This is a genomic window from Acidovorax sp., assembly GCF_027492855.1.
GTDB lineage: Bacteria > Pseudomonadota > Gammaproteobacteria > Burkholderiales > Burkholderiaceae_C > Acidovorax.
Genome location: NZ_JAPUDY010000087.1, coordinates 39,933 through 50,917, shown reverse-complemented (window position 1 = coordinate 50,917; position 10,985 = coordinate 39,933). Strand labels below are relative to the sequence as shown.

The following is a 10,985-nucleotide window of genomic DNA, read 5'->3' as shown; positions in this document are numbered from 1 at the left end:
AGGTCGCGGCTGGCCACCACGATCTGGCGCGTGGTGGTCAGGTGCTCCTCGCGCAGTTGGGCACTGGCTGGGGGCTCGCCGCGCGCTGCGGCAGCGCTGCGGGCCGCGGTGATCACCGGGTGCTCGGGGGCGATCACGGCCACCAGGGTTTCGGTGCCCACCTCCTGAAAACCCTCGCGCCCGTCGATGCTGGGCCGCTCGAACACCAGCGCCAGTTGTGCGCGGCCGCTGTGCAGCAGCACCAACGCATCGACTTGCGGCGCGGCCAGCACCTCGACCTGCAGCAAGGGGTGCTCCTGCGCCAGCGCCGCCAGCGGCTGGGTCCAGTGCGCGGCCAGCAGCTCGGGCGCAATCGCCAGCGTCAGCCGCTCCTCCAGCCCCTGCGTCAGCGCCAGCGCCTGGGCGTTGAGCTGCTGCAACTGCCCCGCCAGCAGCCGTGCCTGGGGCTCCAGCGCGCGGGCGGCGGCGGTGGGGCGGGGCTCGCGGCCACTGCGGTCAAACAGCTGCACATCCAGTTCTGCCTCCAGGTGGGCGATGGTCATGCTCACCGCCGACGGCACGCGCGAAAGGGAACGGGCGGCGGCAGAAAACGAGCCCTGGTCCAGCACGGTAAGAAACACCTGCACGCTGTCGGAGTTGAAGGCCATGGGCACCAACCTATCAATAAAACTGAAATAAGCTGACTTTATGTGTCAGTGCGTCGAATATAAAGTACCGGCCATGGACAAAAAACCTACTCTATTCGGCCTGCAGGGCGCCAAGCGCCGTGTGATCTACGTCACGCTGTACGAGCTGATCGCCATCGGGGCTGCCACTGCGGGCCTGGCCATGCTCACGGGCCAGAGCGCGGGCCATTCGGGCGTGGTGGCAGCGGCGGCTTCGGTGATCGCCGTTGTCTGGAACATCGTGTTCAACTGGGCCTTCGAGCGCTGGGAGTCGCGCCAGGCGGTGCGCGGGCGCAGCACGGCACGGCGCGTGGCGCATGCCATCGGCTTTGAGGGCGGTTTGGTGTTCTCGCTGGTGCCGCTGTTTGCCTGGTGGTTCGAGGTCAGCCTGTGGCAGGCATTCGTGATGGATCTGGGGCTGATCGTTTTTTTCCTGTGCTACACATTTGTCTTCAACTGGGTGTTTGACCACCTGTTCGGCCTGCCCGCATCGGCCATGGCGCCAGCCCAGGCCGCAGCGGCGTGATGCGGAACCGTCAAAGTCAAACAATGTGAACAGAAAGAGGCCCTGGCTGCGGGGCCTTTTGCTTGCTGATAATGGGCCCAAGATGCGTGGGCCCATTTTTTTTACTCCTCCTCCTTCGTTTTCTTCTTCCTTTTTGTTCTCTGCGATGTCTCCGGTGCTGCTGTGCGCCGCGCTGGCAGGCTGCGCAGGGAATGCCCCTGTATCGCGTGGCGAGGTGAAGGGCGCACCGACCACGGCCTCCGAGATGGCCCAGTCCGATGCCAACCGCATCGCCACGCTGGCCATGGCGGAAAACCTGGAGGGGCTGGTCCGCCTGATGGACAAGCTCTACCGCCGCAACCCGGCCGAATGGCGCAAAAGCGGTGCCGCGAGCCGCGAGCAAGCCATCGAGCAGGTGCGCGCCGCCATCACCCAGCGCCAGCCCTGGGCGCCGCTGCAGGGGCGCCGTGACATCGCGGCAATGGGCCTGGCGCTCGCGCCAGAGTTTGCGGGCGACCGCGTGGCGGCCTTCATCCATGCCACGGCCGACATGATCATCACGGCCCACGGCGGCAAGACGGAGTTCTTCTTGCTCGACGGCGTGGATGCCCAGCACCTCTATAACGCCGCGCGCAATGTCGAAACCGCCGTGTGGCTGCTGGCCCAGCGCCGCAATGCCCAGGGCCAGCCGTTGCTGCTGGCCGACGAGATCGGCCCGCAAGGCCGCAACCTGAGTTTTGAGCGCGAGTTCGGCAAGATCATCGCGCGGCTTGATCTGCTGGCCACCTTCACCACTGAAAAATACCGCCGCGCCGCCATCAGCTATGTGCAGGGCATTGTGGGCGGCACCTTCCTGCAGTTCCTGCCGGTGCGCTGATACGTTCTTCCGTATGAGCCGGTAAAATCTACGGCTCGCCCAAGGAGCGTTGCAGCGGCCTCACCACGATGGGGCCGTCAGGCTTGGGCGCAAAAAGAAGCCCCACCGCAACGACGCTCACCTGTTTGATTTTGCTGTTCCTGCACAGGTGAGCCCTATGTCTGCTATTTCGCCGCCCCCCATGAAGCTGTCTGGCCTGGAGCCCGTCTCCATCGGCGAGGGCACGTTGTTCGTCAACATCGGCGAGCGCACCAACGTCACCGGCTCCAAGGCGTTTGCGCGCATGGTCCTCAACGGCCAGTACGAAGAAGCCCTGGCCGTGGCGCGCCAGCAGGTCGAAAACGGCGCCCAGGTCATCGACATCAACATGGACGAGGCCATGCTCGACAGCAAGGCCGCCATGGTGCGTTTTCTGCAGCTCATCGCCTCCGAGCCCGACATCGCGCGTGTGCCCATCATGGTGGACAGCTCCAAGTGGGACGTAATCGAGGCCGGGCTGCGCTGCATCCAGGGCAAGGGCATCGTCAACTCCATCAGCATGAAAGAGGGCGTGGAGAAGTTCAAGCACGAGGCGCGCCTGGTCAAGCGCTACGGTGCAGCCGCCGTCGTGATGGCGTTTGACGAAGTGGGGCAGGCCGACACCTACGCCCGCAAGATCGAGATCTGCGAGCGTGCCTACCGCGTGCTGGTCGATGAGGTGGGCTTCCCGCCCGAAGACATCATCTTCGACCCCAACATCTTTGCCGTGGCCACCGGCATCGAAGAGCACAACAACTACGCCGTCGATTTCATCGAGGCCACGCACTGGATCAAGCAGAACCTGCCGGGCGCCAAGGTGTCGGGCGGCGTGTCGAACGTAAGCTTCAGCTTCCGTGGCAACGACCCCGTGCGCGAAGCCATCCACACCGTGTTTCTGTACCACGCCATCAAGGCGGGTATGGACATGGGCATCGTCAATGCGGGCATGGTGGGCGTGTACGACGACCTGGAACCCGTGTTGCGCGAGCGTGTGGAAGACGTGGTGCTCAACCGCCGCCCCGACGCCGGTGAGCGCCTGGTCGAGATCGCTGAAACCGCCAAGAGCGGCGCCAAGGACGAGAGCAAAAAGCTCGAATGGCGCGGCACACCCGAGGCGCCCAAGACCGTGGGCGAGCGCCTGTCGCACGCGCTGGTGCACGGCATCACCGATTTCATCACCGAAGACACTGAAGAGGCCTACCAGCAGGTATTGGCAAAGGGCGGCCGCCCGCTGCACGTCATCGAAGGCCCGCTCATGGACGGCATGAACGTGGTGGGCGATTTGTTTGGTGCGGGCAAGATGTTTTTGCCCCAGGTGGTGAAAAGCGCGCGCGTGATGAAAAGCGCCGTGGCCCACCTCATCCCCTACATCGAGGAAGAAAAACGCCAGGACGAACTCGCCGGGCGCGACGTGCGCAGCAAGGGCAAGATCATCATCGCCACCGTCAAGGGCGACGTGCACGACATCGGCAAGAACATCGTCACCGTGGTCTTGCAATGCAACAACTTCGAGGTGGTGAACATGGGCGTGATGGTGCCCTGCCACGAGATCCTGGCGCGCGCCAAGGTCGAAGGCGCGGACATCGTGGGCCTGTCGGGCCTGATCACGCCCAGCCTTGAAGAGATGCAGTACGTGGCGGGCGAGATGCAAAAGGACGAGCACTTTCGCATCAAGAAGATCCCGCTGCTCATCGGTGGCGCCACCTGCTCGCGTGTGCACACCGCCGTCAAGATCGCGCCGCACTACGAAGGCCCCGTGGTTTATGTGCCAGACGCCTCACGCAGCGTGAGCGTGGCCCAAAGCCTGCTGGGCGACGGCGTGGACAGCTACGTGCAGGAGCTCAACGCCGACTACGACAAAGTGCGCACCCAGCACGCCAATAAAAAGGCCACGCCCTTGTGGTCCCTGGCCAAGAGCCGCGCCAACAAGACGCCCGTGGACTGGCAGGCGTATCAGCCCGCTGTGCCGCGCGCCCTGGGCCGCCGCGTGTTCAAGAACTTCGACTTGGCCGAGCTGGCCAAATACATCGACTGGGGCCCGTTCTTCCAGACCTGGGATCTGGCTGGCCCGTACCCCGCCATCCTGACCGACGAGGTCGTGGGCGTGGAAGCCACGCGCGTTTTTGCCGACGGCCAGGCCATGCTCAAGAAGATCATCGAAGGCCGCTGGCTTACCGCCAGCGGTGTGATGGCCCTGCTGCCCGCCAACAGCGTGAACGATGACGACATCGAGTTCTACACCGACGACACCCGCACCGAGGTCGCCATGACCTGGTATGGCCTGCGCCAACAGGCAGAAAAACACGTCATCGACGGCGTGACCCGCCCCAGTCGTTGCCTGGCCGACTTTGTGGCGCCTAAGTCCAGCGGCATCGCCGACTACGCGGGCATGTTCGCGGTGACGGCGGGCCTGGGTATCGAGAAGAAGGAAAAGGCCTTCATCGACGCGCTCGACGACTACTCCGCCATCATGTTCAAGAGCCTGGCCGACCGCCTGGCCGAAGCCTTTGCCGAAAGCCTGCACCACCGCGTGCGCACTGACCTGTGGGGCTACGCTGCCAGCGAAGCGCTGAGCAACGACGACATGATCGCCGAGAAGTACCACGGCATCCGCCCCGCACCCGGCTACCCCGCCTGCCCCGACCACAGCGCCAAAAGCGAGCTGTTCCGCGTGCTGCAGTGCGAAGAGGTCGGCATGACCCTGACGGAAAGCCTGGCCATGATGCCCGCCGCCAGCGTGAGCGGCTTTTACATCGGCCACCCTGATGCCGTGTATTTCAACGTCGGCAAGATCGGCGAAGATCAGTTGCACGACATGACCGAGCGGCGGGGGATGGACGAGAAGGTGCTGGCGCGGTTGCTGGCGCCGAACTTGTAATGCTATGAATTTATGAGCTATTGGCGCTTGCTGGATAAGCGCTAGAGGTTTGTTCGATCAGAAAGACGAAAGCCCCGCATGCGGGGCTTTCCATTTGGTGCATCTTTCAGCTTGTTAGCGTCCAGAGCGCATATCCCAGTGATATGAGTCACTAGTATAAGACGTCTGAATGCATAGCACTGGGATATGCGTTCTAGCCGGAACTACACGACACCTTCACATTTGGACTTGCTAAATGAGGAGATGGAATGTATGACCGCACCAACAGGGCTACCTTCTCAGCGCATGGACGAGCCTAGCGTGACCATGCGCTTTGAACTCTTCTTTTGTTCATCTTTGCACCTTTCTTTCGGGTGAGTGTACAGATATTTGGTGTCGTGTAGGGAATTTAAATTGATCTCTTTTCGCAAACATCTTCTCCGTTATCGACTCGCCCTGGATTTGGGTTCAACATCTTTAGGTTGGTCGCTGTTGCGACTTAGCGCGCATGATGAGCCGACCGCCATCATCAAAGCGGGTGTTCGCATCTTCAGCGATGGCCGCAACCCCAAGGATGGTTCATCACTGGCTGTGACCCGCCGGGCCGCCCGCGCCATGCGCCGTCGGCGCGACCGCCTGCTCAAGCGCAAGGCCCGCATGTTGGAGCAATTGCAGCGCCATGGCTTCTTCCCCGCCGATGCCGCCGAGCGCAAGGCTCTGGAGCGGCTCAACCCGTACCAATTGCGCGCCAAGGGGCTGCATGAGGCGCTGGCGCCGGGGGAATTTGCGCGGGCGATGTTCCACATCAACCAGCGCCGGGGTTTTCAGAGCAACCGCAAGACCGACCGCAAGGACAACGACAGCGGCGCGCTCAAGAAGGCCATCCACCAACTGCGCGAGCACATTGCGGACAGCGGCTGTGCCACGGTGGGGGAATGGTTCTGGAAGGTGCGCATGGAGCAAAAGCCAGAAGGCGTGAAGAACCAGGGCGTGCGGGCACGGTACCGCGAAACCGACAAGAGCTACGCTTTGTACGTGGACCGTGCCATGATTGCGCAGGAGTTCGACGCGCTGTGGGCCGCGCAAGCTGCGCTGCAGCCGGGCTTGTTTCACGAGGTGGCGCGTACTGATCTGCGTGATACCTTGCTGCACCAGCGCAACTTGCGCCCCGTGCGGCCTGGCCGCTGCACCCTGCTGCCCGAGGAAGAGCGCGCACCGCTGGCCTTGCCCAGCACGCAGCGCTTTCGCATCTACCAGGAGGTCAACCACCTGCGCTTGCTGGATGAAACCTTGCGCGAACTGCCGCTGACCCTGGCGCAGCGCGATGCCCTGGTGGCCGCACTGGAAGGCCGCAACAAAATGAGTTTTGAGCAGATGCGCAAGGTGCTCAAGCTGTCGGGCACGGTGCAGTTCAACCTGGAGGACGAAAAACGCCGCGAAATCAAGGGCAACGCCACCAGTGCCCTGCTGTCGCACAAGGAGCTGTTCGGCACGGCGTGGGCGAGCTTTGACACTGCGCTGCAGGACGAGATCGTGTGGCAACTGGTCAGCGAGGAGGGTGAGGGGACGCTGATTGCCTGGCTGCAGCAACACGCAAGCGTGGATGAGGCGCGGGCCGAGGCCATTGCCAACACGGCCTTGCCCGAAGGCTACGGAAGCCTGAGCCGCAAGGCCCTGGCACGCATCGTGCCCGAGCTGGCGCGTGACGTGGTGACCTACGACAAGGCGGTGTTGGCCGCCGGCTTTTCGCATCACAGCGATCTGGGGTTTGACTTTGAGTTCTCGCAGGACGAGGTGGACCCGGTGGGGGAGCGCACCATCGCCTCCACGGGCGAGATCAAACCGGTGTTCGCCTTCAAGCAGTTACCCTACTACGGCAAGGCCTTGCAACGCCATGTGGCCTTTGGCACCGGAAAGCCCGAAGACCCGGAGGAAAAGCGCTTCGGCAAGATCGCCAACCCCACGGTGCACATCGGGTTGAATCAGGTGCGCGTGGTGGTGAATGCGCTCATTCGCCGCTATGGCCGCCCCACCGAGATAGTGGTTGAGCTGGCGCGCGACCTGAAACAAAGCCGTGAGCAGAAGCAGGATGCCCAGCGCAAGCAGGCAGACAACCAAAAGCGCAACACCCGCATCCGCGAACGGATTGCCGAGACCCTGGGCATCAGTATCGAGCGCGTGCGCACCAGCGACATCCAAAAGTGGATTTTGTGGGAAGAGCTGAGCTTTGACGTGGCCGACCGCCGCTGCCCGTACAGCGGCGTGCAGATCAGCGCCGCCATGTTGCTGAGCGAGCGGGTGGAGATTGAACACATCTTGCCGTTTTCAAAAACGCTGGACGACAGCCTCAACAACCGCACCGTGGCCCTGCGCGAGGCCAATCGCATCAAGCGCAACCGCACGCCGTGGGATGCGCGCGCCGACTTTGAATCGCAAGGTTGGAGCTATGACGGCATTCTTCAGCGCGCCGAGCGCATGCCGCTGCGCAAGCGCTACCGCTTCGCGCCGGATGGTTACGAGCGTTGGCTGGGCGAGGACAAGGACTTTTTGGCCCGCGCGCTCAACGACACGCGCTACCTGTCGCGCGTGGCCGCCAGCTACCTGCGGCTGGTATGCCCCGGAAGCGCCACGCGCGTCATCCCCGGCCAAATGACGGCGATGCTGCGCGCCAAATTCGGCCTGAACGATGTGTTGGGCTTGAACGGCGAGAAAAACCGCAACGACCATCGTCACCATGCCGTGGACGCTTGCGTGATCGGCGTGACCGACCAGGGCTTGATGCAGCGCTTTGCCAGCGCCAATGCGCAAGCGCGCGAGGGTGGTCTGACGCGGCTGGTTGAAGAAATGCCTCTGCCGTGGGATACCTACCGCGACCATGTGGAACGCGCTGTGCGCCACATCTGGGTGAGCCACAAGCCCGACCACGGCTTTGAAGGCGCGATGATGGAGGAAACCTCTTACGGTATTCGCAAGGACGGCAGCATCAAACAGCGGCGCAAGGCTGACGGCAGCACTGGGCGCGAGATTAGCAACCTGATCCGCATTGCAGAACCCACCCAGCCAAGCCGCCATGGCGTGGATGCCGAAGGGCGGCCATTGCCCTACAAGGGCTATGTGGGCGGCAGCAATTACTGTATTGAGATCACGGTGAATGACAAGGGCAGGTGGGAGGGGGAGGTGATCTCGACGTTTGAGGCGTATCGGATCGTTCGACAGAAAGGGCTGAATGGTATGCGACACATCAAGGTGGGGCAGAACGGCAGACAGTTGGTGATGCGACTGGTCATTGATGATTTCGTTCGACTGGAAGTCGATAGCAATGAGCGAACGATGCGCATCGCATCAATTAACTCGGCAGGTCGGCTAAGCCTTGCTGACCATCATGAAGCCAACGTCGACGCCAGAAATCGCAATCCAGATGGAGCGTGGCGATATACCTACAAGCAGGCAGGATCATTGCAAGTCGCTCAAGGGCGCCAAGTCACCATCTCCCCCATCGGCGAGTTGCGTGACCCTGGCTTCCAAGGCTGAAGCGCCATGATCGGCCGCATTGTCGAAATCGCAGACGACCGGCGCCACCTCTTTGTGAATCGCGGCTTTATGGTGGTGAAGGACACCGAAGGCGACCGCAAGGAACTGGGCCAGGTGCCGCTGGACGACATTGCCGCCGTCATCGCCAACGCCCACGGCCTGAGCTATACCAACAATCTGCTGGTGGCTTTGGCCGAGCGTGGCGCGCCCTTTGTGCTGTGCGGCGCCAACCACAACGCCGTGGGTATGCTGCTTTCGCTTGACGGCCACCATGTTCAAGCCAAGCGCATAGAGGCGCAGATTGCGGCAGGATTGCCAATGCAAAAGCGTCTGTGGGCAGCAGTGGTCAAGTCCAAACTGGAGCAACAGGCCGCAGCCTTGGAGGCCGCCGCCGCGCCAACGGCGCCCCTGCAAGCCCTGGTGTCCAAAGTTAAAAGCGGTGACCCCGAGAACATAGAAGCGCAAGGCGCGCGCCGCTATTGGGGGCTTTTGTTTGGCTCGGATTTTCGGCGCGACCAGGACGGCGATGGATTGAATGGCTTGCTGAACTACGGCTACACCATCCTGCGGTCCGCCACGGCCCGCGCTGTGGTGGCAGCTGGCTTGCACCCCAGCATCGGCCTGCATCACAGCAATGACGCCAACGCCATGCGACTGGTGGACGACCTGATGGAGCCCTTTCGTCCGGTGGTGGATCTCAAGGCGTGGCAATTGAACAAAGCTGGCGAGCCACACGTCACCCCCGACACCAAACGTGCCTTGGTGCGTGTGCTGTACGACGACATGCAGACGGCAGCGGGCGTGACACCCGTGATGGTGTGCATGCAGCGCCTTGCCACGTCGCTGGCGCAGGTCTATCTGGGTGAACGTGCGAAGCTTGATTTGCCCTTGCCTGGTTTGCCTCTTTCGCTGGCGGGCAGTTTCGAGCCTGATTGACCCGCGCCGCCAGCCGCACGCACCATGTTGTCTGGGTACCGACTTATGTGGATGGTGGTCATGTTCGATTTACCGGTGGTGGAGAAGGCTGAACGCAAGGCCGCCACGCAGTTTCGTAACACGCTACTCGACCTGGGCTGCGAAATGAGCCAGTTCAGCGTGTACATGCGGTTTTGCACCAGTCAGACACAAGTGGACACGCTGTGCCGCGCGGTCGAACGCGCCTTGCCTCCGGGTGGTAAAGTGCATATCTTCCAGTTCACCGACAAACAATACGAGCGCGCGATCACCTATCGCGGGCGCACGAAACAACCCGCGCAAAAAGCGCCGGACCAATTCGACCTTTTCTGAACCAGGGCGCTGATTTCTAGGCCTCTGAAAGCGAAAAACTCTCTAACGAATCAAGGAGTTATCGCGATCAGAGTCTAGATCACTGGGATATGCGCACTGGCCGGAACCAGAACACGCGTACAGCCATGGCCGCACAGAGTCTAGATCACTGGGATATGCGCACTGGCCGGAACTTTGGGCGCCTACACGCAGATGAGCAACAAAGTCTAGATCACTGGGATATGCGCACTGGCCGGAACTCGCACCGCTGTCAGGTGGCCGAGCACCGCAGTCTAGATCACTGGGATATGCGCACTGGCCGGAACAGCTGGCACCGCCACCTCAAACGAACCGCTAGTCTAGATCACTGGGATATGCGCACTGGCCGGAACAACGCGAGGAACGCCAACACCGCCTGAACCAGTCTAGATCACTGGGATATGCGCACTGGCCGGAACACGTCGGTCTGGCAAACGTAAAACTCTCAGAGTCTAGATCACTGGGATATGCGCACTGGCCGGAACTCTCGTTGGTTTTCGCTGGTCGGTTCAGTCAGTCTAGATCACTGGGATATGCGCACTGGCCGGAACCCTGATCACCGTGCTGCACCTCGAAAACTCAGTCTAGATCACTGGGATATGCGCACTGGCCGGAACCTGCCTGTCGCGCTCTAGCTTCGCCGGGAAAGTCTAGATCACTGGGATATGCGCACTGGCCGGAACTTAGAAAGCGCCGGGCAGTCCACCGCCTCGAGTCTAGATCACTGGGATATGCGCACTGGCCGGAACTGCAGGCCCGCCGCGTTGCGGTAGCCCATGAGTCTAGATCACTGGGATATGCGCACTGGCCGGAACCTGCGCACCGCGCTGGGTGATGGTGGCGGCAGTCTAGATCACTGGGATATGCGCACTGGCCGGAACCACCGAGAACACATGCTTCTCGCGCCCGCTAGTCTAGATCACTGGGATATGCGCACTGGCCGGAACTGGTGATCGCAGTGATTACCCCGGCGCCTCAGTCTAGATCACTGGGATATGCGCACTGGCCGGAACTGCTCAAACGGGAAGCCCGCCACGCGCGCGAGTCTAGATCACTGGGATATGCGCACTGGCCGGAACTCAAAATCTCCACACATCGCCAAAGGCCTAAGTCTAGATCACTGGGATATGCGCACTGGCCGGAACTCCTCTTCCGATGACCACATTGCCCTGCCGAGTCTAGATCACTGGGATATGCGCACTGGCCGGAACGGGCACGTAGTTGGTG

The 10,985-nt window shown here is 62.0% G+C and carries 7 protein-coding genes, 1 CRISPR repeat array and 1 riboswitch (1 of these 9 only partly in view); of the genes, 6 read left to right on the top strand and 1 reads right to left on the bottom strand.

Translation table 11 applies throughout. From position 1 onward, the window contains the following. Positions 1-647: LysR family transcriptional regulator (locus Q0105_RS17275; protein ID WP_298213375.1), on the bottom strand; the 647-nt coding region annotated here is incomplete at its 3' end. 73 nt (positions 648-720) lie between these two features. On the opposite strand from Q0105_RS17275, the gene Q0105_RS17270 reads away from it, so the two are divergent. The 6 genes from Q0105_RS17270 to cas2 all read left to right on the top strand — a co-directional run bounded on the left by Q0105_RS17270 (position 721) and on the right by cas2 (position 9,740). Then, the gene (locus Q0105_RS17270) at positions 721-1,191 is read left to right on the top strand and encodes a PACE efflux transporter (protein WP_298213374.1); all 471 of its coding nucleotides are present in this window, start codon (positions 721-723) and stop codon (positions 1,189-1,191) included. 145 nt (positions 1,192-1,336) lie between these two features. Further along, entirely contained in the window at positions 1,337-2,047 is a 711-nt protein-coding gene (locus tag Q0105_RS17265; RefSeq protein ID WP_298213373.1) for a hypothetical protein, read from the top strand. A gap of 35 nt (positions 2,048-2,082) precedes the next feature. Then, a riboswitch (S-adenosyl-L-homocysteine riboswitch) is annotated at positions 2,083-2,173 on the top strand. 31 nt (positions 2,174-2,204) lie between these two features. Then, positions 2,205-4,943 (top strand): methionine synthase, encoded by a 2,739-nt coding sequence (metH, locus tag Q0105_RS17260; RefSeq protein WP_298213372.1) that lies wholly within the window; start codon positions 2,205-2,207, stop codon positions 4,941-4,943. Positions 4,944-5,300: 357 nt separating this feature from the next. Continuing rightward, on the top strand, positions 5,301-8,453 hold the full coding sequence (cas9, locus tag Q0105_RS17255) for a type II CRISPR RNA-guided endonuclease Cas9 (protein WP_366145937.1): 3,153 nt from the start codon (positions 5,301-5,303) through the stop codon (positions 8,451-8,453). A 6-nt stretch (positions 8,454-8,459) separates the two neighbouring features. Next, positions 8,460-9,389, top strand: coding sequence for a type II CRISPR-associated endonuclease Cas1 (cas1, locus tag Q0105_RS17250; RefSeq protein ID WP_298213370.1), 930 nt, complete (start codon positions 8,460-8,462; stop codon positions 9,387-9,389). Positions 9,390-9,413: 24 nt separating this feature from the next. Beyond that, a complete protein-coding gene (gene cas2, locus Q0105_RS17245) occupies positions 9,414-9,740 on the top strand; it encodes a CRISPR-associated endonuclease Cas2 (protein WP_366145936.1) in 327 nt (108 codons plus the stop codon). 71 nt (positions 9,741-9,811) lie between these two features. Continuing rightward, a CRISPR array of direct repeats spans positions 9,812-10,985; the repeat unit is 36 nt; unit sequence AGTCTAGATCACTGGGATATGCGCACTGGCCGGAAC; it runs 248 nt beyond the window's last position.

What these genes read in the sequence shown, in the direction of transcription:
- Q0105_RS17265 (WP_298213373.1), top strand. Translation starts at nt 1,337, where the DNA reads ATGTCTCCGGTGCTGCTGTGCGCCGCGCTGGCAGGCTGCGCAGGGAAT.
- Q0105_RS17270 (WP_298213374.1), top strand. Translation starts at nt 721, where the DNA reads ATGGACAAAAAACCTACTCTATTCGGCCTGCAGGGCGCCAAGCGCCGT.
- cas1 (WP_298213370.1), top strand. Translation starts at nt 8,460, where the DNA reads ATGATCGGCCGCATTGTCGAAATCGCAGACGACCGGCGCCACCTCTTT.
- cas2 (WP_366145936.1), top strand. Translation starts at nt 9,414, where the DNA reads ATGTTGTCTGGGTACCGACTTATGTGGATGGTGGTCATGTTCGATTTA.
- metH (WP_298213372.1), top strand. Translation starts at nt 2,205, where the DNA reads ATGTCTGCTATTTCGCCGCCCCCCATGAAGCTGTCTGGCCTGGAGCCC.